A 25,934-nucleotide genomic window follows, 5' to 3' on the forward strand; every position below is an offset into this window, starting at 1 on the left:
TCACAGGGTGATCCGGAAGGTCCGCCGGCCCGCCGTGCCGCGGGCCGCGGGCACCGCCTGCTCCTCCAGCCCGCCCGCGCGCAGGGCCGGCAGCCAGGCGTCGGGCGGGTCCACGACGCCGACGGTCGTGCAGCCCTCGGCGCGCAGGGCGTCGAGGACGTCGCGCAGCAGCCGCTCCGCCCGCTCGCAGCCCTGGTCGGGGGCGAGGGTGAGGCCCAGCACGAGCGCGAGGGGGCCCTCGTGCACGACGACGGCCGAGGCGAGGGCCGGCGCCCCCGCCTGCAGCGCGACCTCCTCGAGCGTGAAGACGACGGGCTGCCCGGCCGGTACCGCCCCCGGGGGGCGCCGGCGCAGGAGCAGCGACGTCGTCGCGGGGTCGTCCACCATGCCCGACAGCCTGGGGCGCCCCCCTGGGAGGCGGCTTGCGGAGCGCTTGGAGCGGGCTGGAGCCGCCCCTGGCCGGGTCAGCCGAGCAGCGGCAGGCGCCCGGCGAGCGGCCCCAGCCCGGCGGCCTCGGCCGCGGTGGGCCGCTCCCGCCCGGTGCCGACCAGCGCCCAGCGCTCCGGCGCCCACGCCGGCGGGGCGCCGCCGGCGAGGGCCGCGAGCCCGTCGAGCGCCCGGACGAGCGCGGCGAGGACGTCCGGCGACGGCCCCGGCGCGCCGGGCAGGTCGACGACGAGGTCGAGGTGGTGCGCGGCGGCCTCGGCGCAGAGGGTGGCCACGAGGTCGTCGCGCCGGAGCCGGTGCCCCTGGGTGGCGACGACCGGCGGCGCGGCGGCCACGGCCCGCACCGCCGCGGCCGCCGTGTCCCGCCAGACCGCCAGCAGCCCGTCCGGGCGGGCGTACGCCGAGGCCGCGCGCCGCACGTGCCAGGCGTGCGCGAGCGCACCCGCAGGGTCGTCGGGCGCGCCCTCGGCGCGCCAGTACGTCACCGCGTCGGTGTCCGGTGGCCCGTCGGCCGGGGTGGCGGCCGCCCGCAGCGCCCGCTGGGCGTCGAGCAGCAGGTGCGCCACGAGGTCGGCGACCACTCAGCCGTGGCACCGGGTGCGCGCCAGCCAGGCCCGGTCGTCGAGCCCCTCGAGGACGGCCGTGACGTCGCCGTACGCGCGCCCGAGCACCTCCACGCCGTCCACGCTCAGCCCCGCGGGGCGTACATGAGCAGGCCGACCCCGAGGAGGCAGACCGCGACGCCGGTGACGTCCCAGCGGTCCGGCCGGTAGCCGTCGACGAGCACGCCCCACAGCAGCGAGCCGGCGACGAACACGCCGCCGTAGGCGGCGAGCACCCGCCCGAACTCCGCGCTCGGCTGCAGGGTGGCCACGACCCCGTACGCGCCGAGCGCCAGCACCCCCGCCCCGACCCACAGCAGGCCGCGCTGCTCGCGCAGGCCCTGCCAGACGAGCCAGGCCCCGCCGATCTCGGCGAGGGCGGCGAGCGCGAAGAGCAGCGCGGAGCGGGCGACGAGCACGCCCGCCTACCGGGGGGCCATGCGGATCGCGCCGTCGAGCCGCACGACCTCTCCGTTGAGGTAGGCGTTGCGCACGAGGTGCTCGACGAGGGCGGCGTACTCCGGCGGCTCGCCGAGCCGGGCCGGGTGCGGCACCTGCTGCCCGAGCGAGTCCTGCGCGGGCTGCGGGAGCCCCGCGACCATCGGCGTGCGGAAGACGCCCGGCGCCACCGTGACCACCCGCACCAGCGAGCGGGCGAGCTCGCGGGCCAGCGGCAGCGTCATGGCGGCGACGCCGCCCTTGCTGGCGCTGTACGCGACCTGCCCGACCTGCCCGTCGAAGGCTGCCACGGAGGCGGTCATGACGACGACGCCCCGCTCGCCGTCGACCGGCTCGGCGCGGGCCATCGCCTCGGCGGCGAGGCGGGTGACGTTGAGCGTCCCGACGAGGTTGACCTCGACGACCCGCCGGAACTCCTCCAGCGCCAGCACGCCGTGCCGGCCGAGCAGCTTGCCGGGCGTGGCGACCCCTGCGCAGTTCACGGCGACCCGCAGGTCCCCCAGGGCCTCGGCGGTCCGTACGGCCGCGGCCACGCCCTCCTCGTCGGTCACGTCCGCCCCGGCGAACACCAGGCCCTCGGCCTCGGCCGCCTCGCGCCCCGGCGCCCCGGGCAGGTCGAGCACCACCACCTGCGCGCCCGCCGCGCGCAGGGCGCGGGCGGTGGCCAGGCCCAGGCCGGAGGCCCCGCCCGTCACCAGCGCGGCGGTGCGGTCCGTGATCTGCACGTCGAGCTCCCTCGGTCGTCGGCGTCTGCGCCCCGTTCCTACCGCACGGCTCCTACCGCACGGCGGACGTACGCTCGACGGGTGGCGCTGGCGTGGCAGGACTCGCTGTTCGGCGAGGACCCCGCCGAGGGCGCCGGCGCGCTCGACCTGCACGCCCTGCAGCGCCGGCCCCTCGACGAGCGGTCGTGGCTCGACGTGGCCCGCGGCTGGGTGCCGGACCACGCCGACCTGCTGGACGAGCTCGTCCGCACCGCTCCCTGGCGCCAGCGCGAGCGGCGCGTGTGGGACGCCGACGTCCTCGAGCCGCGGCTCGTCGCGGTGTGGGGCGCCGACGAGCTCGACCGCCTGCCGCCCATCCTGCGCGGGGCGCGCGAGCTGCTCGGCGAGCGGTACGGCGTGGAGTTCGACTCCGCGCTGGCCAACCTCTACCGCGACGGGCGCGACGGCGTGGCCTGGCACGGGGACACCGTGCGCAAGCGGTTGCCCGAGACCGTGGTCGTGACGATCGGCCTCGGGGAGCGGCGCCGGTTCCTGCTGCGCCCCGGCGCGGCCGGGCCGCCGGCGGTGCGCCTGGACAGCGGCGGCGGCGACCTCGTGGTCATGGGCGGGCGGTGCCAGCACGAGTGGCAGCACACCGTGCCGAAGGACGCGCGCGCAGGCACCCGGCTGTCGGTGACGATGCGCCACTCCCGCCCGCTCCCCGCCCGGCGCTGACGCGGGCCGACGGGCCGGCGCCCCGCTCAGGACCGCGCGGGGAGCACGCAGAGCTCGTTGCCCGAGGGGTCGGCGTACGTGCGCCACGGCAGGTCGCCCCAGCCCGGGTGGACCTCGCGGCCGCCCCGCTGCGCGACGGCGGCGGCGACCTCGTCGGGGTCCTCGCCCGCCTCGAGGCGGACGTCGAGGTGCAGCCGGTTCTTCACCGCCCCCTTGGGCCCGCCCTCGTGGCACAGCTCGAGGAGGGGGCCGCGCAGCGAGGGGTGCCGCAGCGACCGGGGCGCCGCCCCGGGCACCTCGACCCAGCCGGTGAGCCAGGACCAGAAGGCCGCGTCGCGCACCGGGTCCGCCGAGTCCAGCGGCAGCGCCGCGACCGGCCCGGTGCCCGCGGAGGCCGCGCGCTCCTCCACGACGCAGAAGGGGCCGCCCTCGGGGTCGGCGAGCACCACCCAGGGCGCGTCGCCCTGGCCGACGTCGAGCCGGCGCGCGCCGAGCGCGAGCAGCCGGTCGACCACCTCGCCCTGGCGGGCCCCGCCGGCGAGGTCGACGTGGAGCCGCGGCGGGGCCGTCGGCGGCTCGGGCACGGGCTGGAAGCACAGGTCGAGCACCGGCCCGTGCTCCAGGGCGAGCCGCGTCTCGAACCCGTCGGGACCGTCGCTCAGCCGCTCGGCACCGACCGCCGCCTCCCAGAAGCGGCCCAGCCGCTGCGGGTCGGCGGCGTCCACGACGAGGTTCTCCAGCTGCACGGGCCCACCGTAGGCCCGTCCGCGCCGACGCAGCCGCACGGAGCGTCGCCACCGGGTCACCCGCGCGTCGACCGGCGTGCACGCTCCCGTACGCCGTCGCCGCTTGGCTGCGCCCGTGGACGACACCCAGGCCCCCGCCCTCCCCGGTCCCGACCGGCGCAGCGTGCTGCGCGGCGCCCTCGCCGCGGCCGCCGCCGCCGCGGCCGCCCCCGCCCTCGCCGGCCCCGCCGCGGCCGGGACGACCGGCGCCGCCGGCACGGGCACGGCCGGCGCCGGGCGCCCGCCCCTGCTGCCCAGCGGCCCGCCGCTGCTGTGCGAGCCGTACCTGCTGGACCCCTCGGCGGACGCCGTCCGCGTCGTCTGGCACACCGAGTCCGCCGGCATGGCGCAGGTCGTGCTCGTGGGCGGCGGCGTCGCCGACCTCGACGCGACGCAGGCCGTCGTCGCCGCCCTCGGCCCGCGCCCGCGCGGGCCCGGCTGGCGCCGGGTCGCCGCCGAGACCGTGCAGCTGAGCCGCACCCGCGAGGACGCCCAGTCCCAGGTGCCGGGGCGCGCCTACACCGCCGTGGTGGACCGGCCGGTGCACCGCAGCATGGCCCACGTGCGCGGGCTGGCGGGGCGGACGCCGTACCGCGTCGTGTCGGTCGACCAGCGGGGCCGGGTGACGGTCACGGCGACGTACTCCCTCGCCCCGCGCGGGCGCACCCGCCGGCCGGTGCGGCTGCTGCTCACCAGCGACCACCAGCTCAAGACCATGACGCCGGCGAACCTGGAGAAGGTCGCCGCCACCGTCGGCACCGAGCTCGACGGCGTCCTCGTCGCCGGCGACCTGGTCAACGTGCCCGACCGCGCCAGCGAGTGGTTCGACAGCACCACCGGCCTCGCGTTCTTCGCGGGCCTGTCGGGCCGTGCGGGCGTCGAGATCGCCGGTCGCACGTACCGCGGCGCGCCCATCGCGCCCTCCACGCCGATCTACCCGTGCATCGGCAACCACGAGGTCATGGGGCGCTGGTCGGAGAGCGCTTCCCTGGGCGACCAGTTCAACGACCCGCAGCCGCGCCGCGTCGCCGAGCGCCGCTGGGCGCGCGGCGAGGCGCCCGAGGGCTACGCCCGCGCCGACTGGGTGCGCGACAACTCCTGGGACACCACGACGTACGAGGAGGTGTTCCCGTACCCGCGCAGCCCGCAGGGCGGCCCGCGCTGGTGGTCCCGCACCATCGGCGACGTCCACGTCGTCGCGCTCTTCGTCACGCAGATCTGGCGCGGCAAGGGCGCGACCGGGCGCGGCGCCTTCCAGGAGGACGCGGCGGCCCTCGACGACCCGACCCGCTGGGGGTACGGCCAGCACGTCTTCGAGCCGGTGCAGGAGGGGTCCGCCCAGTACCGGTGGCTCCAGCGCGAGCTGCGCAGCCCCGCGGCCCGTCGGGCGCGCTACCGGATCGTCATGTACCACCACCCGGCGCACGGGCTCGGCGACAACTCCGCGCCGCCGTTCACCGACCCGGTGCAGACCGTCGAGCGCGACCCGCTGACGGGCGCGGTGACCGCGGTGCGCTACGCGTACCCGAAGGAGCAGGACCACATCCTGCGCGACCTCGAGCCGCTCTTCGACGACGCCCGCGTGCACCTGGTGCACAACGGCCACTCGCACCTGTGGAACCGGTTCCGCAGCGCCGCCGGCACCAACTGGCTGGAGACCTCGAACGTCGGCAACAGCTACGGGGCGTACGACGGGACGTCCGGCGCCAGCCGCGCCCTGCCGCCGTCGCCGGACCACGTCCTGCAGGGCGACCCCGGCGGCCTGGAGCCGGTGGTGCCCACGGTCGCGCCGCTCACGGCGGCGGACGGCAGCCCGCTGCCGTACGTCGCGAGCAACGACGTCACGTGCTTCTCGGTGCTCGACTCCGCGGACGGCGTGGTGCGCTCGTGGCGCTTCGACACCCGGGAGCCGGGGTCCGACGTCGTGCTCTTCGACGAGATGCCGCTGGCCTGAGGCCCGGCCGGGCCCGCGGCGTCAGCCCGACGTCGCGAGCCCGGCCAGCGCCTCCAGCGCGCGCTCCAGCTCGGCCTGCACGTCGCGGGCCGCGGCCCCGCCGTGCGCCTGCGGCTGGTCGCCGAGGAACGACAGGTGGAGGTTGACCTCGCTGGCCCGGTCGTCGGTCCCGGAGGCGTAGACCTGGAGCCAGCCGGCGTAGCTGCCGTCGGCCTCGGTGCCCCACTCGAGGCGGCGCTGCTCGGGGCGGGCGCGGAAGAGCGCGTCCTGCTCGCCGTCGCGGCCGTCGAGGTGGACCCGGTCCGCCCCGGCGCCGTGCACCTCGTCGGCCATCGGCACCCACGCCGCCATCCGCTCGACGTCGGCGGCGACCTCGAAGAGCCGCTCGGGGGGCACGGGGACGGTGCGGGACGCCTCGAACTCAGCCATGGCGCCACCCTGCCCCGCCAGGGCGCGCCGGACACCCGCCGGGTGCCTAGGGTGGGCCGCCGTACCGCTCACCGCCGTACCGCTCACCTGTCGTCCCGGGAGGCCCCGTGCCCGACCAGCCCCGCCGCGTCGCCGTCACCGGGGCCGCCGGCCGCCTCGGCCGCGCCGTCACCGCCGACCTCGCCGCCCACGGGTACGACGTCCTCTCCCTCGACCGGGTCCGCCCGGCCGAGGTCGTGGGCCAGTTCCTCGAGGTGGACCTCACGAGCTACGGCGAGGTCGTGGAGGCCCTCGCCGGCGTCGACGAGCACCGCCCCGCCGACGCCGTCGTGCACCTCGCGGCGATCCCGGCCCCCGGGCTGCGCACGAACGCCGTGACCTTCGCGAACAACGCGCGCAGCAGCTACGACGTCTACGCCGCGGCCCGCGCGGTCGGCATCCGCGACATCGTCTGGGCCTCGAGCGAGACCGTGCTCGGGCTGCCCTTCGACACCCCGCCGCCGTACGTCCCGGTCGACGAGGAGTACGCCCCGCGCCCGGAGTCGACGTACTCGCTCGTCAAGGTGCTCGAGGAGGAGATGGCCCGCCAGCTGTGCCGGTGGGACCCGGGGCTGAAGATGGTCGGGCTGCGCTTCTCCAACGTCATGCACGTCGAGGACTACGCGCAGTTCCCGGCGTTCGACGCGGACCCGCTGCTGCGCAAGTGGAACCTCTGGGGCTACGTCGACGCCCGCGACGGCGCGCAGGCGGTGCGCCTCGCGCTGGAGCACCCCGCGCGCGGCGCCGACGTCTTCGTCGTCGCGAACGCCGACACGGTGATGTCGCGCAGCAGCGCCTCGCTCGTCGCGGAGGTGTTCCCCGGCGTCGAGGTGCGCGGCGACCTCGGCGAGCACGAGACCCTGCTCAGCATCGCCAAGGCCCGCCGCGTCCTCGGGTACGAGCCCCGGCACTCCTGGCGCGACCACGTCTAGGGCCCCCCTCGGCAGGCGCACGACCACCGGCGGGGGGCTGCATGACCGCGGCGGGAGGACCCCGCCGCGATCATGCGGCGATGGTGCTGCTCAGCGCCAGGCGGCGCGGGCGTACTGCTGCGGCCAGGCGACGTCGTCGCCGAGCACGTGGGCGGCGCGCAGCGGCCAGTGCGGGTCGCGCAGCAGCTCGCGGCCGAGGAGCACCGCGTCGGCGGAGCCGTCGGCGAGCACGGCCTCGGCCTGCTCCGGGTCGGTCAGCAGGCCGACGGCGGCCACCGGCAGGCCGCTCACCTCGCGGACGGTGCGGGCGAAGGGCACCTGGTAGCCGGGACCCGCCGTGATCCGGGCGTCCGGCACGACGCCGCCGGAGGACACGTCGACGAGGTCGACGCCGCGCGGGGCGAGCCGGCGGGCCACCTCGGCGGTCTCCTCGGGCGTGGAGCCCCCCTCGACCCAGTCGCTCGCGCTGAAGCGGACGAAGAGCGGCTTGCGCTCCGGCCAGACGGCCCGCACCGCGTCGACGACCTCGACGAGGACGCGGCTGCGGCCCTCGAGGTCGCCGCCGTACTCGTCGGCCCGGTGGTTGGACAGCGGCGAGAGGAACTCGTGGAGCAGGTAGCCGTGCGCGGCGTGGACCTCGGCGACCTCGAACCCGGCCCGGTCCGCGCGGACCGCGGCGTCGGCGAACGATCGCACCAGCCCGCGGATCTCGGCGACGCTGAGCTCCTTGGGCACCGGCCACTCCCCGAAGGCCAGCGGCGAGGGCGCCACGGTCTGCCAGCCGCCGTCGGCCGGCTCGACGTAGCCGTCGCCGTCCCACGGGCGCTGCGTGGACGCCTTGCGGCCGGCGTGCGCGAGCTGGATGCCGGGGACGGCCCCCTGGGCGCGCACGAAGCGGGTGATGCGCTCCCACGCGCCCACCTGCTCGTCGGACCAGATGCCGGTGTCGGCGGGGGTGATGCGGCCCTCGGGCACGACCGCGGTCGCCTCGGACAGCACGAGACCGGCCCCGCCGCGCGCGAGCGCGCCCAGGTGCACCAGGTGCCAGTCCTCGGGCAGGCCGTCGACCGAGGTGTACTGGCACATCGGCGCGACCCAGGCCCGGTTGCGGAACGTCGTCCCGCGCAGCGTCAGCGGCGTGAAGAGGTGGCTCATGCCCGGGGCAACCACCACCGGCGCGGGGCGCTTCCGCCGCGGCGGCGCGGCGAGCGTCACACCCCGCTCAGCCTTCCTGGCCGGGCTCGAGGAACGCCGGGGTCATCCCGTCGTCCTGCGCCCCGGGCCCGCCGGGCGGCGGCGGCACGGCACCGGAGGACGGCGGCAGCGGCGCGTCGTCCTCGGCGGCCGCACCGAGCAGGTCGTCGGGGGCCACGGGGCCCCGCTCGCCCGGCTCGCCCTCGTCCTCGCCGGTGCGCAGGGCGTCCTCGGGCACGGGTGCGTCGGTCACGCCGTCCGCCTCCTCGTCGTCTCGTGGTGCGTCTCGTGGTGCGTCTCGTCCGTGCGCTGCGTGCGCGCCCCGCGCCCCTTCCCCCGCCCCGCCCCCGTACGCACGACGGCCCCCGGCGGTGCGCCGGGGGCCGTCGTGGGTGCTGCGGGTGCCCGCTCAGGACTCCAGGGCCGCGTCGAGCGTGATCTCCGTGCCGGTGAGGGCCTTGCTGACCGGGCAGCCGGCCTTGGCGCCCTCGGCGGCCTTCGCGAACCCGTCCGCGTCGAGCCCCTCGACCTCGCCGCGCACCGTCAGCGCGATCCCGCTGATGCGGAAGCCTCCGGCGGGGTCCGGCGAGAGGGTGACGTCGGCCCGCACGTCCAGGCTCTGGGGCGTGCCGCCAGCCTGGGCGATGAGCGCCGAGAGCTGCATGGCGTAGCAGGACGAGTGCGCGGCCGCGATGAGCTCCTCGGGGCTCGTCGTGCCGCCGGCGTCGTCGGCCGCGCGCTTGGGGAACGAGACGTCGTACGTGCCGACCTTCGAGCTCGACAGCTCGACCTGGCCGGAGCCGTCCTGCAGGGTGCCGTTCCAGGCGGTGCGGGCGGTGCGGGTGGGCATGCGTGCTCCTCGCTCTCACGGGGACCGCGCGCGGCTCGTGCGCGCGGCTCGGCGAGCACGCTACCCCGCACCGGCCGGACCCGTGCGCCCGACCGGTGGTGCACCACCGACCGCTGGCGGGCGGCTAGCGCTGCCCGAGCCGGGCCGCGAGCGTGCGCAGCTCGACGATGAGCGCGTCGCGCTCGCGGTCGGACATGCCCACGGCCTCGCAGGCACCCTCGCGGACCGCGAGGGCCCGCTCGCGCAGCGCCCGCCCCTGCTCCGTCGGGTGCACGTCGACGACGCGGTCGTCGCCCACGTGCCGGCGCCGCTCGATGAGCCCGGCCGTCTCCAGGCGGGTCAGCAGCGGGCTCAGGGTGCCGGAGTCGAGCTGGAGCTTGCGCCCGAGCCGGCCCACCGTCGTCGGGCCGTCCTGCCACAGGACCAGCATGACGAGGTACTGGGGGTAGGTCAGGCCCAGCGGCTCCAGGAGCGGGCGGTACGTGCCCGTCATGGCGCGTGACGCGCTGTAGAGCGCGAAGCAGAGCTGCGCCTCCAGCGACAGCGCAGCGTCGTCAGCCGTGCGCGGAACGGCCTCGGCAGGAGTCGTCATGCACGGAGAGTACCCGCCGCGTGATCGACTCGTCCCCCGACCGGGGGACGCGGCGTCAGGCGCCTGCGCTCGTGGCGCCCGCGGCCTCGCGCCCGGCGCCGGCCTGCGCGGCGTACCGGAAGCGGCGGGGGTTGGCCAGCATCCCCCCCGCCCGCCGCGCCGGGGCGCCGGCGCGGGTGGTGGTGCGGGCGTCGAGGTCGATGCGGTCCCCCGCGGTGGCCTGCGGCTGCTCCGGCGAGCTGTCCCAGCGGTCCACGGCATCCCCCTGTCGCGTCGGACGGGCACCCGCCCCCGCGGGACCCGTGCCGCGATGCTAGTGAGGGGCACCTGCAGGGCGCACCCGCTGCGGCCTGTGAGGCTTCCCACCCCCGCGCAACCGTTGCGCAGGCGGTGCAGGGCGTGTGCGCGGCGCCGCTGCGGGGTACGCCCGCTCCCCGCCGGGGGCGCTGGCAGCATGGCCGCCGTGCCGGACACCGCCCCCCTCCCCGTGCTCTCCCCGCCGGCCTTCACCGGCGGCACCGGCCGCAGCGGCACGACCGTCGTCGCCCGCATGCTCGACCGGCACCCGCGCATCGCCCGCACCCGGCCGTGGGAGGTCCGCTTCCTGACCGACCGCTTCGGCCTCTGCGACCTCGTCGAGGAGCGGGAGGGCGGCCCGCTGCGGCGCCTCGCCCGGGCCGCCCTGGCCACCGCCGCACCCCCGCGGCCGCTGCGCCCGGTGGGCGGGCCGAGCGCCTTCGAGGAGCGGCTGCGCGGGCCCTGGTGGCGCCGCACTGCGGGCAACGGCAAGGTCGTCGGGCTGCACCAGGGCCTGGAGCCGGAGGTGCTGGAGCGGGCGCTGGACGGCTTCCGCGACCGGCTGCGCGAGGACGCCCCGGCCGCGGCGCGCCGCCTCGTCCACGACCTGCTCGACCCGCCCGCCCGCGCGCTGGGCCGCGAGCGCTGGATCGAGACGACGCCGCTCAACGCCGCGCGCGTGGACTCGCTCGTGCGGTTCCTCCCGGACCTGCGCCTGGTCCACATGGTCCGCGACGGGCGCGACGTGTGCGCCTCGGTCGCCCCGCGCTACTGGGGCCCGGACGACATGGACTCGGCCCTGGACTGGTGGGAGGCCCGGATGCTCCGCGCCGGGCGCGCGCTGGCGCGGGTGCCCGCCGCGAACGTCCTGACGGTGCAGCTGGAGGACCTCGTCCTGCGCGACCGCGAGGCCACCCTGCACCGCGTGCTGGACTTCCTCGGGCTCGACCCGGCACCGGGCGTGCTGCGCTTCCACGCCGAGCACATGGCGCCGCGCGCGGCGAACCTGGGCCGCTGGGAGCAGGCGCTGCAGGGCGCCGACCGCGACCGCTTCGCGGCGCGCTACGACGCCGCGCTCGAGCGCCTCAGGGTCGCCGGGGCGCCGGTCCCGCGCTGAGCGCGCCCCCCGCCGGCAGGACGCCCTCGCGGCGCAGCGCCGCGGCGAGGCCGTACCCGTCCGGGGCGCTGACCCAGGTGACCGGCTCGCCGTGCGGACCGCCGGGCACCGCCGGCACGAGCCCGTGGGAGAGCGCGTGCTCGGTGGCGGTCAGCTCGCGGATCGCGACGGCCAGGACCGTCCCCGGCCGCTCCGCCGCTACCTCGCCGTAGATCACCGGGTCGCGCTGCCCGTCGTCGCCGACGAGCAGGAAGCGCACGCCGGGCAGCTCGCGGGCGAGGCGGGCCAGCGCCTGGCGCTTGTGCGCCGCCCCGTCCCGGAACCACCCGGTCGCCGTCGGACCCCAGTCGGTGAGCAGCAGCGGGCCGGGCGGGAAGCCGTGCAGCGCGAGGAAGCGGCGCAGCGTCGGCGCGACGTTCCAGGCGCCGGTGGACAGGTAGAGCACCGGCGCGTCGCCGTGCGCGGCCGCCGCCTCGCGCAGCAGCGCCGCCATGCCGGGCACCGGCCGGCGGGCGTGCTCGCGGAGCACGAACGTGTTCCAGGCGGCGATGAGCGGGCGCGGCAGGAACGTCACCATCGCCGTGTCGTCGATGTCGCTCACGACGGCCACCTCGGCGCCGGGGTCGACGACCCGCACGTCGCCCGCGGCCGCCCGCCCGCCGGGGACGGCGAGCACGACCCGGTGCCACCCCGGACCCAGGTCCGACGGCACCTCGGCGTCGACGTACCCGCCGCGGTCGCTCACGAGCGGGTGCACCGCGCCGCCGACCTCCGCCTCCACCCGCACGCCCGGTACGGGCATCGACAGGAACGCGCGCCAGCCCCGGTGCAGCTCGCCGGCGTCGTCGGCGCGCACCGACGGCGCGGTGAGCAGCACGCGGGCGAGCACGCGCACCCGCCCGCCGGCGCCGTACCCGGTGTAGGGCAGCACCCGGGGCCGCCAGCCCCGCCGCCGCAGCCAGCCCGCGAGCACGCCGCGGACCGCGTCCTCGACCAGGGCTCCGACGTGCACGGTGCTGGTCTACCCCGTGCGGCCGGGGCCGCCGCCCCCGGGGTCCCCCGGGTGCCCCGGCGGCACGGCCAGCGCCTCGGCGGCGCCGCCGCCGAGCAGGCGCGCGCCCTCGGCGGCGGCCAGGGCGCGCACGGCGCGCTCGGCGCCGTCCGCGCCGCCGAACTGGAAGCCGAGCTGGGTCGCGTACGCCCGGCACGCCGCCGCCTTCGCGTCGAGCGCGGCGGGGCCGACCGGCACGGCGAGGTCGCCCGGCGACGGCGCGGGGGCGCCGGGGCGCAGGACGTACGGGGTGTCGCGCCACAGCAGGAGCCGCAGCCCGCGGCGGGCGGCCAGGGCGAGGACGGCGTCGCGCACGTGGCGGTGGTCGACGTGGTCGCCGAGCGCCAGCGGGCCGAGCAGCAGGTCCGGCGCGGGCCCGGCGTCGAGGGCGCGCTCGAGCGCGGCGAGCACCGCGGCGGGCTGCGCGACGTCGCCGGGGAGCACCGGGCCGAAGAGCGCCGGCGCGTCGCCGTAGCCCCGGTGCGGGGCCTCGGGCAGCCCGAGGTGCTCGCCGCGCGCGCCGAGCGCGGCCATGGCGGCGTCGTCCTCGGCGCGCCGCAGCGCCATGTAGTCCACGTCCGCGGCCAGGCCCTTGTCGAGCTGGCAGGCCAGCGCGAAGCCCTGCGGGTCCGGCACGGTCGCCGTGAACACCGTGAGCACCCGCACGCGCGCTCCGGCCGCCGCGAGCCCGGCCAGCGCGGCGCCGGCGGAGAAGGCCGCGTCGTCGAGGTGGGGCGAGACGGCGACGACCTCGCGCGCCCCGGCGAGGTCGGCGGCGCCGCTCACAGCAGGTGCGGGGCGCGCAGGAACCGGCAGGCCGCGTCGGCGTCCGGCGCCGCCACGTCCCGCCAGGACAGGTCGGGGACCGTGCCGGCCAGCTCCCCGTACGCCGCCTCGACCCGGCCGGCGAGCACCGGCCAGGCCCAGCGGGTGCGGACCTCCTGCAGCGCGCAGGCGGCGAGCCGGCGCCGCAGCGGGCCGTCGGCGAGCAGGCGCTCGACCGCGGCCGTCAGGGCCGGGACGTCGTGCACCGGGACGAGCAGGCCGTTCTCGCCGTCGCGCACGCAGTCCACGACCCCGACCGAGCGGGTGCTCACGACGGGCAGGCCCGTGGCCATCGCCTCGAGGATGGTGTTGGAGAAGCCCTCGGACTCGGTGGGGCTGAGGAAGGCGTCGGCGGCGGCGTACACCTCCGGCGCCTTGTCGTGCGCCACGTAGCCGAGCTGGTCGACCAGGTCCTGCAGCCCCAGCTCGGCGACGAGGTCGTCCACCGCGCGCACGTCCGGCCCGATGCCCGAGACGACGAGGCGCACCGGGCGCCCCGCGTCGCGCAGCGCGGCGACGGCCCGCACGGCGTCGAGCACGCCCTTGCGCCGGTCCACGCGGCCGTGGAAGAGCAGGACCGGCGGGTCCTGCAGGTCCCCGGGCGCCCGCCCGGGCGCCGGGGCGAACGCCGTCGTGTCGGTCGCGCCGCCGAGCACGTCGAAGCGCTCCAGCGGCGTGCCGTGGTTGGCCGCGACCTCCTCGGCGAAGGACGCCGAGCCGATGAGGAGCCGCCCCGCGTGGGCGAGGACGGTCCGGATGCCGTGCCCGTGCCGGTCGCAGCAGAGCCCCACCCAGTGCCCGTCGCCGCCCTGGATGCTCACGACCGACGGCACGCCGGTCCGCGCCGACGCCTCGAGCACGGCCATGCCGGTCGGCCAGCCGTACTGCGCGTGCAGCACGTCGAAGGGCCGCTCCGCGTGCAGGCGCTCGACGACGTCCGCGACGGCGGTGATGTCGGCGTCGAAGTCCGCGTCGTGCCCGTCGGCCACCCGCTGCTCGCCGACGGCCTCGACCGGGACGGCCCGCACGCCGGCGGGGACCCGCTCGGCCGGCGGGGGCCCGCCGCCGTAGACGGCCACGCCGTCCGGGTCGCCCCGGAACTGGCTGACGAGGACGACCTCGTGCCCGCGCGCCGCGAGCTGCGCGAGCAGCTGCTCGGCGTAGACGCTCATCCCGCTCACCGCCGGCCAGTAGCGCCGGCTGACGAAGCAGACGCGCATCAGCGGCTCCGGGCGCCGAGGGCGAGCTGCGCGGCGTGCCGCGCGGGCTCGCGGTAGAGCGGGTAGAGCGGGCCGACGACGCGCTCGGCGGCGGCCCGGTCGAACCACGGCCGGCCGCCGAGGCGGTCGTGCGCCTCCGCGGTGAGCAGGACCGGCGCCGCGCCCTCCGGCGCTGGCCCCAGCCCCACGAGGCCGTGCTCGCCGGTGGTGCCGTCGCCCCGGCGCAGCAGCTCGGCGACGCCGCGCTCGCCGATGCGCCCGTAGCTCATGGTCTCGACCTCGAGGCCGGGCACCACCACGCGGGCGGCCGCGGCGCCGTCGGCCGAGCAGTCCAGCACGAGGACGTCGTGCCCGGCACGCCCCAGGACGTCGACGAGGTGGGCGCAGGTGGCCCCCGGCCCGTCGAGCGGGGTGGTCGGCAGGTCGGCGAAGGGGACGCTCGTCCGACGGGACAGCACGCTGCCGGAGAGCGCTTCCCGCAACTCGTCGGCGTCGAAGGACAGCCAGCGCACCATCTCCTCGAGCGTGCGGCGCTCCTGGTGCGCCGGGTCGCTCGCCCCCGTGGCGAGCCACCGGTCGAGGTACGCGCCCGGCGCGACGGCCGCCACCGCGTCGAGCGGGCCATGCATGAAGGCCTTGCGGGCCCTGGCCGCGGAGAACTCGAGCACCGCCTTGCGCAGCGCCACCTCGCGGTCCGGGTGCGCCGCCTCGCCGGCGGCCGTCACCTTCAGCGCGAGGTCGGGCTCGCGGTCGTCGCCGACGACGTAGAGGTCCACGACCCCGAGGGCCGTGGTGGCCAGCTTGACCAGCGGCTCCACCCCGGCCGCCCGCAGGTCCGCGAGCACCTCGCGGGTAACGGGGTCGTGCACGTCGCAGTCGCCGGGGCCGAGGTCGAGCACGACGCCCTGGTCGAGCGCCCGGAAGCGCAGCCCGTTGCCGTCGCGCTGGAGCAGCTCGCCGAGGCCGTGGGCCACGGCGCGCTCGAGCGTGTCGCCGGCCCCGAGCCCGTTCGTGATGAGGGTCATGAGCCGCCCGCCGGGCGGCGGCGCGCTGCCCGGTGGCAGGTCCGCCTCCTCCTCGGCGGCGAGCTCGACCGGGACGAGCACCTCCTCCCCGCTCCCCCAGCGGGTGAAGGGCACCCAGTCCAGAGGGCGCTCCGGCGCGTAGCCGCAGCCGGCGGGCAGGCACAGGGTCAGCGGGTCGGCGACGCCGCGCGGGCCGACCTCGGCGAGCAGCTCCGCGTACGACGCCCGCCGCGGCGGGGTGCGGCGCAGCCGGCGGCGCAGCAGCGCCGCCTCGGCCGCCTCGCCCCACGTCGAGCGCAGCGCCTCGTCGTCCGTCGCGCCGTAGCCGTGCCCGGCGGGCACCGACCCGTCGGCGCCGAAGCAGACCGCGGCCCAGGCGGGCACGCCCACGCGGTCCAGCGGGGACGTGGCGAAGGCGACGAGGTCGCCCGCGGGCATCGCCGCGCGGTAGCGCTCGGCGGCGTCGGCCGCGCTGCTGGTGGTCCCGGCGCTCACGGCTCGGTCCTCCCGTCGGCTGCGCGGGCCTCGGCCGCGCGCAGGTAGGCGATGGTGCGGGGCACGAGCTCGTGCGCCCGGTGGCTGTCGCGCGAGAGCTCGACCGTGACGAGCCGGCGGTACCCGACCTCGTCGAGCGCGGCGAGCACGGCGGGCACGTCCATGTCGCCCTCGCCCCAGGCGAGGTGCTCGTGGACCCCGCGGCGCATGTCCTCGACGGCGACGGTGCCCAGCCGGTCGGCGTACGCCCGCACGGCCTCGTCGGGCGCGAGGTCGCCCGTGACGATGCAGTGGCCGGAGTCCAGGGCGAGCAGCAGCGGCGGGGTGCCCGGCGCCGCCTGCGCCACCGCGTCGCGCAGGCGCTCCCACTCCCGCGGCGTCTCCACGAGCATCCCCGGCTCCGGCTCGAAGCTCAGCGCGACACCGGGGCCGGCGGCGTGCTCGGCGAGCCGGGCCACGCCCTCGACGAGCCACTCCCACGCGGCCCCCCGGTCCACGCCGGCCCGCGGCACGCCCGCCCAGAAGGACACCGTCTCCGCGCCGAGCACGCCGGCCACGTCGACCGTGCGGCGCAGGAAGTCCAGCCGCCGCGCCCGCCCGGGCGCGTCCGGGGTCACGAACGTGGGCTCGTGCTTGGCCCGCGGGTCGAGCAGGTAGCGGGCCCCGGTCTCGACGACGGCCGCGAGCCCCAGGTCGTCGAGCCGTGCGCGCACCCGCTGGGCCTCGGCCGGGGCCCCCGGCGCGAGCGGGTCGAGGTGGTGGTGGTCGAGGGTCAGGGCGACGCCGTCGTACCCGTGCTCGCCGAGGAGGTCGAGCGCGTCGTCGAGGCGGTGGTGCGCCATGCCGTTGGTGTTGTACGCGTAGCGCAGGCTCACGCGCGGACACCCGCCATCGCGTCGAGCTGCTCCATCGGCACCGGCGAGCTCGACGGCGGGGCCGAGAGCAGGTGGTCGACGAGCGCGAGCACGTGCGCGGTCGTCACGCCCTCGGCGTGCTCGAACGGCGTGAGCACGGTGGAGAAGTCGAGCGACCCGATGACCTCGCGGTAGTGCCGCAGCTCGCCGTGGCTCAGCGGGATCTGCGCGTGGAAGGCCTTGTGGGCGCTGAGCGCCGCCGCGCTGCCGTCGGGCGCGAGGTCCACCTTGAGGGAGTCGCCGCAGAAGAGCAGCCCGCGCGTCGCGTCGTGCAGGACGCTGTGCCCGTCGAAGTGCCCGCCGGTCCGGTGCAGGGTCACCCCGGGGGCGAGGTCGAGCACCTCGTCGGCGGGCCAGGTGACGCGGAACGCCTTCGTCCACACCAGGTCCGCCACCCCGGTGCTCACCACGGGCGGGTCGAGCTCGTCCTGCAGGCGCCACAGCGCGCCGTAGCCGTGGACGTGGCTGGACGCCAGCACCGCGAGGCCCCCGCGGCGCCGCAGCTCCTCCACGGCGGCGTCGGAGTACCAGGGCGCGCACTCGAAGCCGAGCAGCCCGGCCGCGGTCTCCAGCACCCAGCCCTTCGAGCCGAGCCCGAGGTCGGGGGCGCACGAGAACTCGGTGACGCCGGGCAGCACCTCGCGCCAGGAGCAGGTCACCGCCGCGTCCGCCTCCTCGGCGGTGAGGAACGCGAACCCGTCGTCGGGCAGCGCGTTGCGCACGTCGGCGCAGACCGGGCACGTCGGGGGCGGCGCGTCGGCGAACCAGCGCTGCCAGTGCCCGCAGTTCGTGCAGGAGTACGCCCGGTGGGCGCGGCTCGCGCGGGTGGGGAGGGGGGTCATGCGGGCTCCTCCAGGGCCTCGAGCGGGTGCTCGCCGGGCGGGACGAGCCCGGCGGCGTCGTGGAGCAGGGTGAGCAGGGCCAGGTCGCGCTCCAGCGGGTACGGCCACGCGCGCTCCCCGGCGACGGCGGCGGAGAACGCGGCGAGCTGGGCGGCGAACGGCGAGCGGGCGGTGTCGAACGCGACCGGCTGCGCCGCGCCGGTGGCGCCGTCGAGCAGGGTCAGCGCGCCCCCCGCCGTCTGGCCCATGGTGTCCACGGCGACGGCCTGCGCGCGCGTCCCCACGACCTCCAGGCGGCGCCGCGGCAGCGCGTCCCGCGTGTTGTACGAGACGTGCAGGCTCACGAGGGCTCCCCCGCCGGTGGTGCCGACGAGGACGGCGCCGTCGTCGACGGCGTAGTCGTGGACCCGCCGCTGCAGCACCGCCGTGGCGCGCTCGACGTCCTCGCCGAGCAGCGCCCCGACGAGGTCGAGCCCGTGGGGGGCCAGGTCGACGTACGCCCCGCCGCCCGCCCGCAGCGGGTCGGCCCGCCAGTTGTCGGGCACGGTCGCGCCCGGCGGCGTCCACGACGGCGGGAGCCAGCAGCCGTAGGCGATGCGCACCGCGGTGACCGGGCCGAGCGCCCCGGCGCGCACGAGCGCGGCGAGCGCGGTGTGCGCGGGGTGCCACCGCTGGTCGAACGCGCTGCCGGCGAGGACGCCGTCGCAGGCGGCGACGATCGCGGCCGCGTCGCCGAGCGTCGCGGCAAGCGGTTTCTCGCAGAGCACCGCGCGCCCGGCCCGTGCCGCGGCCACGACCGGCGCGCGGTGCGCGTGGTTGGGGGTCGCGACGTACACGGCCTGCACCGCCGCGTCGGTCACCGCGTCGTCGACGTCGGTGGTCCACCGGGCGCCCGGCAGCGCCGCTGCCGTGCGCCGGGCGGCCGCCGGGTCGACGTCGCACACCACGACGGCTCGGTCCCCCGCCGACGCCGCCAGGGCCGGGGCGAAGTGGTCGCGCGCCACCCACCCGCCGCCGACGACGGCCCACCCCACGGGGCGCGTCACCAGCGCTCCGGCAGGTCGAGCAGCACGCGCCGGCGCGCCCAGTGCTCGGGCCGCGCCGCGAGGTCGGCCTCGTCGGGCAGGCGCGGCGGCAGGTACGGCGAGCGGTCCGCGTAGTCGCGCTCGTAGCGCTCGCTGGGCCAGCGCAGCGCGCCGTCCGGGCCGTAGAGCGGGTTCAGCCGCAGGCGGCGCCCCGGCAGGGGTGCGCCGAGGTCGGGGGCGGCCACCGGCTCGGCCCCGGGCGCCCGCCACAGCGCGCTCACGGTGACCGCCGCGCCGAGCTCGTCGGGCGTGCGGACGCGCGGCGCCTCGCGCTCGACGGTCCACCGCACGAGGTCGGCGTCGTCGTAGAGCTCGGCCCCGGGCAGCATCGCGGCCAGGTCGTGCGGCGTGAGCCGCGCACCGCCGCCCCGCGCCGGCAGCAGGCCGTTGGGCACGCCGCCCACGAGGACGCTGCCCGCCTGCCCGGCCGCGGCGCGCATGCGCGCCGCCGTGCCGGCCGGGTCGGGCAGGAAGTAGAGCGCGTCGAGGCACACGACGGTGCGCGCCGGGACCGGGCCGGCCAGCGCCCCGGGCCAGGGCTGCGCCGCGTCGAGGCACACCAGCCGCGGCGCCACGGCCACGCCCGGGTCGTCGAGGACGTGGCGGCGGGCCAGCCAGAGCTTGGCGAGCACCACGTCGGCACCGGCCAGCGGGGCCTGCCCGCGCAGGGCGAGCTCGCGCAGCAGGGGCCCGGTGCCGCAGGCGAGGTCCAGCACGGGGGTGCCGGGCGCCGGCCAGCCGAGCGAGAGAAGGCCCAGCCCCGCGAGCAGCACGGGGTCGGACCACCGGTGCACCAGGTAGTCGCCGACCCGCCCGAGCCGGAGCAGCCGCACCGCCTCGCGCAGCGTCCCCGCCGCGCCCGCGGCCCGGGCCTCCTCCTCGTCCGGCAGCGGCCCGTCCCACCAGTCGTCCGCGTCGCGCAGCAGCACGGCCGCCGCACCGGCCGGGTCGCCGGCACCGAGCGCGGCGCGGGCCGCGCCCACGAGCGCGTCGCGCCCCGGGCGCAGGTACGGCACCCCGCCCACCTCCAGGCGGCCGTCGACCTCGGTGGCGAGGGCGCCGCTCACGCGGCGCCCTCCCCGCCACCCGGTCCCAGCCCCGCCGCGGCGAGCACGTCGAGCTGGTAGCCCTGCACGGGCCCCGGGTGCACAAGGTCGAGGTCGACGAGCGCCTGGTCCGCGGTGAAGGCCGCGGCCCGCGCGTGGTGGTGCACCTGCAGGACGCGGTCGAGCACGTCGGCGGCGTGGAACGCCCGCCCCAGCGGCGTGGCCGCGTCCGCGCGCGCGGCGAGGACGCGGCGCACCCGGTCGGCCAGGCCCGCGGCGAGCTCGGCGAGCGCCTCCTGCTCGAGGCGCGCCATGACGCCCTCGAGGGCGTCGCCGAGCAGCACCTCCCCCGTGAAGCCGCTGTCCGGCAGGACGGCGTTGTGCAGGTGGTGCGCCAGGCCCAGCAGGAACGCGTCCGCCCGGTCCGCGCCCACCGCCGGAGCGAGCAGGCAGCCGTACGCGGCCGTGACGAGGCAGTGGTCCCCGTGGCTCTCCGGCGGCTCCACGACGACGCGGGCGTGCCCGGGGCGCGTCGCGCCGGCGCGCGGCTGCTCGGCCAGGGCGAGCGCCCAGCCGGGGGGCGGTGCGGCGGGCGCGCGCCGCACGTCGCCGTGCAGCGCCGCCCGCAGCTCGTCCCGCGCGGGCAGGTCGCCCGCCAGCTCGTCGAACGAGCGGCGCAGCACGCCCAACGCACCGCTGACCGGCAGCCCGGCGCGCTGCAGGACGGCCGCGTCGACGCCGCCGAGACGCCCGGCCGCGACGAGCGCCGCGGTCTCCTCGAGCGCGACGGCACGCACGTCCTCGCCCCCCGCGAGCCGCGCCCAGGAGCGCAGGAAGGCCCGCTCGGCGAGGGAGCGCGGGTTGCCGGCGGTGCGGACGCGCTTGAGGTCGTTGAGCTCGCGCAGCGCCGGCGCGGCCCGTCCGACGACCGCGAGGACCTCGGCGGGGAGCGGGTCGGCCGCGGGGAGGGCGGCCGTCACTCAGCGCCCGCGACGCTCGCCGAGCCGGTGCGCACCCACTCCAGGAGCGCCCGCTCCTGCTCGTGCAGCGCGTGCTCGACCCGCGCGCCGGCGGGCACGTGCGGGGACTTGAAGAAGTAGCCGAGCTGCTCCAGCGGGCCGCTCTCCCCGCGCTGCTGCGCCAGGTCCGCGAAGCGGGCGAGCTCCAGCACGAGGGGCGCGGCCAGCACGCTGTCGCGGCAGAGGAAGTCGACCTTGACCTGCATGCGCTGGCCGAGGAAGCCGACGAGGTCGATGTTGTCCCAGGCCTCCTTGGCGTCGCCGCGGGGCCGGTAGTAGTCGATGCGCACCACGTGGTCCTCGACCGGGTAGCCGAGGATGCCGTCGAGCACGCCGCCCTTGGTGCCGAGCTTGCTGGCCAGGCTGGCCGGGTCGTCGAGCGCCTGCCCGTCGCGGTTGCCGAGGATGTTCGTGGAGTACCAGCCCTCCACGCGCAGGGCCCGGGAGCGGAAGGCCGGGGCGAGCACCGTCTTCATCATCGTCTGGCCGGTCTTGCCGTCCTTGCCGGCCACGGGAACGCCGTGCCGCCGGGCGAGCTCCTCGAGGGCGGGCACGTCGGCGCCGACGCTCGGGGTGAAGTTGACGAAGGGGCAGCCGGTGAGGACCGCCGCGTACGCGTAGACCATGGCCGGCGGGATCCCGTCGTGCCCGGCGTCGACCGCGGCCTCGAACGCCGCGGCGGTCGCGAAGGCCGGGTCGGCGAGGTCGGGGTAGCGCTCGGTGCTGGCCAGGTTCACCACGACCACGGCGTCGAGCGGGCCGCCGTCGCGCCCGCCGGAGGACCGGAAGCGCTCGAGGTCGGCCACGAGGTGGTCCACGACCGGGCGCAGGCCCGTGCTGCCCCCCGAGGGCGCCACGGCCACGACGTTGTCGCCGCCGACCCGGCGGCAGAACTCCTCGTCACCGGCGGCCGGCCACGGGACCACGCCCTCGAGGGCCGAGGAGACGGCCTGCATCTGCCGGTAGTCCAGGACGCCGTGCACCTCGGCCGCCTTGGCGAGGTTGTCGCCGCAGAGGTCCCAGCCGCCGAAGACGAGGTCCTCGTAGCGGGCCAGCCCGGCCACGCCCTCGAGCCCGGCGAAGGGCAGCCCGTCGGTCGTGCCGGAGCCCAGCCGGAGCAGCTCCACGCCCGCGACGGCGGTCGAGGCGACCGCCCCGCCCAGGCCGACGACGGCCACGCCCACGGTGCGGCCGGGTGCTGTTCCAGGGGTCGTGCTGGCGGTCACGTGCTACCTCCGTGTCGGGGCTCCGTCCGGGGCACCTGCGCCCCGTGTGCTCAGGCAATCGCACCCTGCGCCCGCGCGCATCCCGAGCACCGCCCGGGACGCGGCCGCCGGCCGCTGCTCACCTGCTCGTCACCCCGTGATCATGCCCCGTCGACCGGCCCCGCAGCCGCCGGTCGCCACCCCTGCGCGCCGACGACCCGGCGCTGCCCGGGCTCAGCCGGCCGGGCCCGCCGCGAGCTCGAACCAGACCGCCTTGCCGCCCTCGACCTCGTGCAGGCCCCAGCGCCGGCTCAGGGCGTCGAGGAGCACGAGGCCGCGCCCGTGGGTGTCCTCCTCGCCGGGCACGCGCAGCGCGGTGCGGAAGGGCGCCCCCTCGTCGCGGACCTCGACCCGCAGCACGGCGCCGTCCCAGGCGAGGCGCAGGCGGGCCGGGGACGCGGCGTGCAGGACGGCGTTGGTGACCACCTCGCTGACGCACAGCTGCGCCACCTCCGCGAGGTCCCCCGCCCCGCCGCCCGGGGCGCCCGGCGCCGCGGCGCCGGACCAGGCCGCGAGCCGCTCGCGCACGCAGGCCCGCGCCGCCGAGGCGCTCGACGCCCGCGCGGGCAGCAGCAGCTCGGCGGTGAGCTCGGTGGCCGGCTCGCGCCCGAGCGCCAGGAGGGTGACGTCGTCGTCGGCCGCCCCGCCCCCGCCCATCCGCTCGACGAGGGCGTCCGCGAGGGCGTCGAGGGAGGAGCGGCCCTGCCAGGGCCCGACCGTCCACGGCCCGGACCCGTCGGCCTGCCCGCCCTCGGCGACGAGGAAGGCCGCGTGCTCCTGCAGCAGCGGCAGCCCGTCGAGCAGGGGCCGCCGGCGGGTCTCCACGAGCCCGTCGCTGTAGAGCAGGACCACCTCGCCGGGCCCCAGGGCCACGACGGTCTCCTCCCGCGCCCCGCCGAGCCCGAGCGGGAGCCCCTCCCCCGGCTCGAGGTAGAGGGCCTCGCCGTCCGCCCCCAGCAGCAGCGGCGGCGGGTGCCCGGCCCCGGACCAGGTGAAGCGGCCGGTGCCCGCGTCGAGGACGCCGTACGCGAGCGTCACGAGCTCCTCGTCGTCCTCCATGGCCGCGACGAGCCGGTCCAGCCGCTCGAGCACCACCGCGGGTGCCGGGTCGGCGTGCAGCAGCCCCCGCAGGGCGTTGCGCACCTGCCCCATGACCGAGGCGGCGCGCACGCCCTTGCCCATGACGTCGCCGACGACGACCCCGAGCCGGCCGTCGGGCAGGCGCACGGCGTCGTACCAGTCCCCGCCGACGTCGGTGCCGGCCGTCGCGGGGATGCAGCGCGCCGCGACCCGCGCGCCGCCGACCTCCGGCAGCGTCCCCGGGAGCAGGCTGCGCTGCAGGGTGCGGGCGGTCGCGAGCTCGCGCTCGTAGAGCCGCGCCCGCTCCAGCGCCTGCGCGCACTGCCCGGCCAGCGCGAGGAGGAAGGCGCGCTCGTCCTCGGAGAACGCCTGCGGCGCGGTGAAGCCGAAGCTCAGCACCCCCATCACGCCCGTGGTGCCGACGAGCGGCAGGCGCACCATCGCCTGCTCCCCCGAGGCCTCGAGGAACGCGCGGATGACGGGCACGTCGAAGCGCGCGAGCACCTCCTGCGGGCTGCCGAGGAACAGCGCCTCGCCGGTGCGCAGGACGTGCGTGACCGGCGACCCGCTGTCCATCCCGAAGGCGCTCCAGGTGGCGCGGACGTCGCTGCTGTAGCCGTCGAGGTGGGCGTAGCGCACCTGCTCGCCGTCGCGCACCGCCACGCCGCTGCCGCTCGCGCCGGAGCCGGCCCGGCCCTGCTCGAGGATGACCCGCAGCACGTCCGCCTCGCGGACCGCCCCGGACAGCGCGGCCGTGACCTCCTGGAGCGTGCGCAGGTGGTCCTCGGGGGTCCGCCGCGCGGCGGGCGCGCAGGAGGGGGACACGTCCACCGGGCGCGCTGCCACCCGCCCAGCCTAGACGGGTGAGCGCGGCAGCGCGGGGAGTCACCGGGTTCCGTGGCGGGCATGCTGCCCCGGTGCTGCCCGTGACGCTCGCGATGCGCCTGCGCGGCGCCGGCCTGCAGTGGCTCCCGGCGCGCGGCGACCGGTTCGTGGTCCTCGCGCCCGAGCTCGAGGAGGAGGTGTTCGTGCTCAGCGACATGGTCGTCGAGGTGCACGAGTTCCCCACCGGGCCCGTGCTCGGCTTCAACGGCACGACCGAGTGGGCGCTGGACTCCGTCGACACCTCGCGCGCGCTGTGGCTGCCGGCCGAGGACCAGCTCCGCTCGATGCTCGGCGCGGAGTTCGCCGCGCTCGAGCGCGAGGGCGGGCGGCACCGGGTGCGCTTGGCGGACGGGACCGCCGTCGACGCCGAGGGCGCCGCGGAGGCGTACGGCCTGGCCCTGCTGCACGTGCTGACCCGGCCGGCCCGCCGGGCCTGAGCCCGCTCAGGCGGGCGCGTCCTCCTGGTACCACGGGCTGGCGCAGGCCAGCCCCCACGCGGTGCCCGGGTGCCCGGACGGCCCCGCGCCGCGGCGCGACGGGTCGGCGACCCGCAGCACGAGCCACGGCTCGCGCCCCGCGGGCGCGGGCAGGTCCAGCGCCGCGGTCTCCCCGCCCACCGCGTCGTGCAGCGCCACGACCCGCGGCAGGCCGTCGTCGCCCGGCGCGAGCACCTGCAGCTGCACCGGCCGCCCGTCGTGCTCCCCCCCGCCGACGTCCACCCGCAGCTCGCGCGCGCCGCCGCCGGGCGCGAGCGTGGCGCCGAAGCGCTCCCCGTCCAGGGTCGCGTCCAGGCGCAGGCCGACCTCGCGGGTGCCGTACGTCCGCCGCGCGAGCAGCGCCTCGCGCACCCCGGCGCGCGAGTGCTCGCGCGCCCAGACGCCGGTGCGGCCCTTGCCCCGCAGGCCGTACGAGCGGCTGTGCTCGTCGCTGACCCCGATGAGCCCCGGGCGCCACCCGGCCGCCGTGCAGGCGACCAGCGGCGACGGCCGGCCGCGGTCGACGCCCTCGAAGAGGTAGTCGTCGTACCGGTTGAACATCTCGAGGGTGACCATCCGCCGCACGAGCGACGGCTCGAGCTGGAAGTCGCCGAAGCGGCCGGGCTCGCGCCCGGGGTGGTTGTAGCCGAAGAGCGCCTGCGGCTCCTCGTCCTCGAGGAAGGCGTGCAGCCCGCCGACCCGCCCCGGCGTCGTCACGCCCAGGTAGCCGCTGCTGAACCAGACGTTCGCGTGCCCGAGCCACGGCTCGGTCCACTCGAACCCGCGGACGGCCGTGAACTCCCCCGGGACGTCGGCCGCCTCGGCCAGCTCCTCGACCCGCGCCCAGCCCTCGTCGGTGATGCTGTGCGGCGCCATCCGCGCCAGCGCCAGCGCCTCCTCGTCGGGGTAGTCCGCCGGGTCGAGGTAGTCCAGCTGGTGGTGCGGGATCGAGGCGTGGTCGGTGAGCGCCGCCACGTCGAGGCCCGCGCCGCGCATGAGGGCGAAGGCCCGCTCGGGGTCGCCGGCGCCGTCGCTGAGCATCGTGTGGTTGTGCAGGTCGGCGAAGAGCAGCCGGGTGCCGTCGTCGAGGACCCGCGAGGCGCGCTCGGGCCGGGGCGTCTGGTCCTGCCGGTGGTCCTCCACGGTGACGGGACGCTACCGGGCGGCCCGCGCGGTCCGAGCGGCGGGACGGCAGGACGGGCAGGATGGGGAGCGTGCCGTACGTCGCCATCAACGTCCTGACCGTCCCCGGCGGCCGCGGGGAGGTGCTCGAGCAGCGCTTCGCCGGCCGCGCCGGCGCCGTCGAGGCCTCCCCCGGCTTCGAGCGCTTCGAGCTGCTGCGCCCGGTGGAGGGCACCGACCAGTACCTCGTCTACACCCGCTGGCGCAGCGAGGAGGACTTCCGCGCCTGGACGGCCTCGCAGGCCTTCGGCCAGGGGCACGCCCGCGCCGGCGGCGGCGGAGGCGGCGGGCCGGCCGCGAGCGGCGCGACCGTCTGGGGCTTCGAGGTCGCCCAGGCCGCCGACCCGGCCTGAGGCGCCCGTCACGGAACACGCCCGAGGACGGGCGG

Annotated in this window: 29 protein-coding genes; 6 read left to right on the plus strand and 23 right to left on the minus strand. The window is 78.3% G+C overall.

Annotated features, from left to right (window positions below):
• From D5H78_RS08705 to D5H78_RS08720, 4 genes are all read right to left on the minus strand, one after another.
• Nucleotides 1–387 carry a hypothetical protein gene (locus D5H78_RS08705; protein WP_119950048.1) on the minus strand — a complete coding sequence of 129 codons (387 nt, stop codon included), beginning with the start codon at nt 385–387 and terminating at the stop codon, nt 1–3.
• Nucleotides 388–464: 77 nt separating this feature from the next.
• A complete protein-coding gene (locus D5H78_RS08710; RefSeq protein ID WP_119950049.1) occupies nt 465–1,028 on the minus strand; it encodes a maleylpyruvate isomerase N-terminal domain-containing protein in 564 nt (187 codons plus the stop codon).
• A gap of 107 nt (nt 1,029–1,135) precedes the next feature.
• Nucleotides 1,136–1,468, minus strand: coding sequence for a YnfA family protein (locus D5H78_RS08715; protein WP_119950050.1), 333 nt, complete (start codon nt 1,466–1,468; stop codon nt 1,136–1,138).
• A gap of 6 nt (nt 1,469–1,474) precedes the next feature.
• The gene (locus D5H78_RS08720) at nt 1,475–2,233 is read right to left on the minus strand and encodes an SDR family NAD(P)-dependent oxidoreductase (protein ID WP_119950051.1); all 759 of its coding nucleotides are present in this window, start codon (nt 2,231–2,233) and stop codon (nt 1,475–1,477) included.
• Between the two features lie 81 nt (nt 2,234–2,314).
• Between D5H78_RS08720 and D5H78_RS08725 the strand changes: the two genes are divergently transcribed.
• Entirely contained in the window at nt 2,315–2,947 is a 633-nt protein-coding gene (locus D5H78_RS08725; RefSeq protein ID WP_119950052.1) for an alpha-ketoglutarate-dependent dioxygenase AlkB, read from the plus strand.
• Between the two features lie 26 nt (nt 2,948–2,973).
• Here the strand turns inward: D5H78_RS08725 and D5H78_RS08730 are convergent, their stop codons facing one another.
• Complete coding sequence (locus D5H78_RS08730) at nt 2,974–3,693, minus strand: VOC family protein (RefSeq protein ID WP_119950285.1); 720 nt, start codon at nt 3,691–3,693, stop codon at nt 2,974–2,976.
• 115 nt (nt 3,694–3,808) lie between these two features.
• On the opposite strand from D5H78_RS08730, the gene D5H78_RS08735 reads away from it, so the two are divergent.
• Nucleotides 3,809–5,686, plus strand: coding sequence for a metallophosphoesterase family protein (locus tag D5H78_RS08735; RefSeq protein WP_218566398.1), 1,878 nt, complete (start codon nt 3,809–3,811; stop codon nt 5,684–5,686).
• Nucleotides 5,687–5,707: 21 nt separating this feature from the next.
• Here the strand turns inward: D5H78_RS08735 and D5H78_RS08740 are convergent, their stop codons facing one another.
• Nucleotides 5,708–6,115 (minus strand): SRPBCC family protein, encoded by a 408-nt coding sequence (locus D5H78_RS08740; RefSeq protein WP_119950053.1) that lies wholly within the window; start codon nt 6,113–6,115, stop codon nt 5,708–5,710.
• A gap of 107 nt (nt 6,116–6,222) precedes the next feature.
• Here D5H78_RS08740 and D5H78_RS08745 point away from each other — a divergent pair, with 107 nt between their 5' ends.
• Nucleotides 6,223–7,086, plus strand: coding sequence for an NAD-dependent epimerase/dehydratase family protein (locus D5H78_RS08745; RefSeq protein ID WP_119950054.1), 864 nt, complete (start codon nt 6,223–6,225; stop codon nt 7,084–7,086).
• Between the two features lie 90 nt (nt 7,087–7,176).
• Here the strand turns inward: D5H78_RS08745 and D5H78_RS08750 are convergent, their stop codons facing one another.
• The 5 genes from D5H78_RS08750 to D5H78_RS19295 form a co-directional block, all read right to left on the minus strand.
• Entirely contained in the window at nt 7,177–8,241 is a 1,065-nt protein-coding gene (locus D5H78_RS08750; RefSeq protein ID WP_119950287.1) for an NADH:flavin oxidoreductase/NADH oxidase, read from the minus strand.
• A 67-nt stretch (nt 8,242–8,308) separates the two neighbouring features.
• Entirely contained in the window at nt 8,309–8,533 is a 225-nt protein-coding gene (locus tag D5H78_RS08755; protein ID WP_119950055.1) for a hypothetical protein, read from the minus strand.
• Nucleotides 8,534–8,689: 156 nt separating this feature from the next.
• Nucleotides 8,690–9,130, minus strand: coding sequence for an OsmC family peroxiredoxin (locus D5H78_RS08760; protein WP_119950056.1), 441 nt, complete (start codon nt 9,128–9,130; stop codon nt 8,690–8,692).
• Between the two features lie 124 nt (nt 9,131–9,254).
• Nucleotides 9,255–9,722 carry a MarR family winged helix-turn-helix transcriptional regulator gene (locus D5H78_RS08765; protein WP_119950057.1) on the minus strand — a complete coding sequence of 156 codons (468 nt, stop codon included), beginning with the start codon at nt 9,720–9,722 and terminating at the stop codon, nt 9,255–9,257.
• A gap of 55 nt (nt 9,723–9,777) precedes the next feature.
• Nucleotides 9,778–9,978 (minus strand): hypothetical protein, encoded by a 201-nt coding sequence (locus D5H78_RS19295; RefSeq protein WP_165865670.1) that lies wholly within the window; start codon nt 9,976–9,978, stop codon nt 9,778–9,780.
• 207 nt (nt 9,979–10,185) lie between these two features.
• Here D5H78_RS19295 and D5H78_RS08770 point away from each other — a divergent pair, with 207 nt between their 5' ends.
• Nucleotides 10,186–11,136, plus strand: coding sequence for a sulfotransferase family protein (locus D5H78_RS08770; protein ID WP_165865671.1), 951 nt, complete (start codon nt 10,186–10,188; stop codon nt 11,134–11,136).
• Here the strand turns inward: D5H78_RS08770 and D5H78_RS08775 are convergent.
• The 11 genes from D5H78_RS08775 to D5H78_RS08825 form a co-directional block, all read right to left on the minus strand.
• Nucleotides 11,105–12,148 (minus strand): App1 family protein phosphatidate phosphatase, encoded by a 1,044-nt coding sequence (locus D5H78_RS08775; protein WP_119950059.1) that lies wholly within the window; start codon nt 12,146–12,148, stop codon nt 11,105–11,107. The genes D5H78_RS08770 and D5H78_RS08775 overlap by 32 nt on opposite strands.
• Nucleotides 12,149–12,157: 9 nt before the next feature.
• The gene (locus tag D5H78_RS08780) at nt 12,158–12,973 is read right to left on the minus strand and encodes a PIG-L family deacetylase (RefSeq protein WP_119950060.1); all 816 of its coding nucleotides are present in this window, start codon (nt 12,971–12,973) and stop codon (nt 12,158–12,160) included.
• The gene (locus D5H78_RS08785) at nt 12,970–14,232 is read right to left on the minus strand and encodes a glycosyltransferase family 4 protein (RefSeq protein ID WP_119950061.1); all 1,263 of its coding nucleotides are present in this window, start codon (nt 14,230–14,232) and stop codon (nt 12,970–12,972) included. Before D5H78_RS08785 ends, D5H78_RS08780 begins: the two co-directional genes overlap by 4 nt.
• Complete coding sequence (locus D5H78_RS08790; RefSeq protein WP_218566399.1) at nt 14,232–15,752, minus strand: YcaO-like family protein; 1,521 nt, start codon at nt 15,750–15,752, stop codon at nt 14,232–14,234. Before D5H78_RS08790 ends, D5H78_RS08785 begins: the two co-directional genes overlap by 1 nt.
• Complete coding sequence (locus D5H78_RS08795) at nt 15,749–16,627, minus strand: sugar phosphate isomerase/epimerase family protein (RefSeq protein WP_119950062.1); 879 nt, start codon at nt 16,625–16,627, stop codon at nt 15,749–15,751. Before D5H78_RS08795 ends, D5H78_RS08790 begins: the two co-directional genes overlap by 4 nt.
• Complete coding sequence (locus tag D5H78_RS08800) at nt 16,624–17,508, minus strand: MBL fold metallo-hydrolase (RefSeq protein ID WP_119950063.1); 885 nt, start codon at nt 17,506–17,508, stop codon at nt 16,624–16,626. The genes D5H78_RS08795 and D5H78_RS08800 overlap by 4 nt, the downstream gene beginning before the upstream one ends.
• The gene (locus D5H78_RS08805) at nt 17,505–18,554 is read right to left on the minus strand and encodes a Gfo/Idh/MocA family protein (protein WP_119950064.1); all 1,050 of its coding nucleotides are present in this window, start codon (nt 18,552–18,554) and stop codon (nt 17,505–17,507) included. Before D5H78_RS08805 ends, D5H78_RS08800 begins: the two co-directional genes overlap by 4 nt.
• Complete coding sequence (locus D5H78_RS08810; RefSeq protein WP_218566400.1) at nt 18,551–19,660, minus strand: class I SAM-dependent methyltransferase; 1,110 nt, start codon at nt 19,658–19,660, stop codon at nt 18,551–18,553. Before D5H78_RS08810 ends, D5H78_RS08805 begins: the two co-directional genes overlap by 4 nt.
• The gene (locus tag D5H78_RS08815; RefSeq protein WP_218566401.1) at nt 19,657–20,619 is read right to left on the minus strand and encodes a hypothetical protein; all 963 of its coding nucleotides are present in this window, start codon (nt 20,617–20,619) and stop codon (nt 19,657–19,659) included. Before D5H78_RS08815 ends, D5H78_RS08810 begins: the two co-directional genes overlap by 4 nt.
• Entirely contained in the window at nt 20,616–21,884 is a 1,269-nt protein-coding gene (locus D5H78_RS08820) for an inositol-3-phosphate synthase (RefSeq protein ID WP_218566402.1), read from the minus strand. Before D5H78_RS08820 ends, D5H78_RS08815 begins: the two co-directional genes overlap by 4 nt.
• A gap of 213 nt (nt 21,885–22,097) precedes the next feature.
• Nucleotides 22,098–23,849, minus strand: coding sequence for a SpoIIE family protein phosphatase (locus tag D5H78_RS08825; RefSeq protein WP_119950065.1), 1,752 nt, complete (start codon nt 23,847–23,849; stop codon nt 22,098–22,100).
• Nucleotides 23,850–23,920: 71 nt separating this feature from the next.
• Here D5H78_RS08825 and D5H78_RS08830 point away from each other — a divergent pair, with 71 nt between their 5' ends.
• Nucleotides 23,921–24,325 carry a pilus assembly protein CpaE gene (locus D5H78_RS08830; protein ID WP_119950066.1) on the plus strand — a complete coding sequence of 135 codons (405 nt, stop codon included), beginning with the start codon at nt 23,921–23,923 and terminating at the stop codon, nt 24,323–24,325.
• Between the two features lie 6 nt (nt 24,326–24,331).
• Here the strand turns inward: D5H78_RS08830 and D5H78_RS08835 are convergent, their stop codons facing one another.
• On the minus strand, nt 24,332–25,507 hold the full coding sequence (locus D5H78_RS08835) for a CehA/McbA family metallohydrolase domain-containing protein (RefSeq protein WP_119950067.1): 1,176 nt from the start codon (nt 25,505–25,507) through the stop codon (nt 24,332–24,334).
• A 62-nt stretch (nt 25,508–25,569) separates the two neighbouring features.
• Here D5H78_RS08835 and D5H78_RS08840 point away from each other — a divergent pair, with 62 nt between their 5' ends.
• Complete coding sequence (locus tag D5H78_RS08840; protein WP_119950068.1) at nt 25,570–25,899, plus strand: antibiotic biosynthesis monooxygenase family protein; 330 nt, start codon at nt 25,570–25,572, stop codon at nt 25,897–25,899.
• Nucleotides 25,900–25,934 lie beyond the last annotated feature (35 nt).

It is taken from the genome of Vallicoccus soli (assembly GCF_003594885.1).
GTDB lineage: Bacteria > Actinomycetota > Actinomycetes > Motilibacterales > Motilibacteraceae > Vallicoccus > Vallicoccus soli.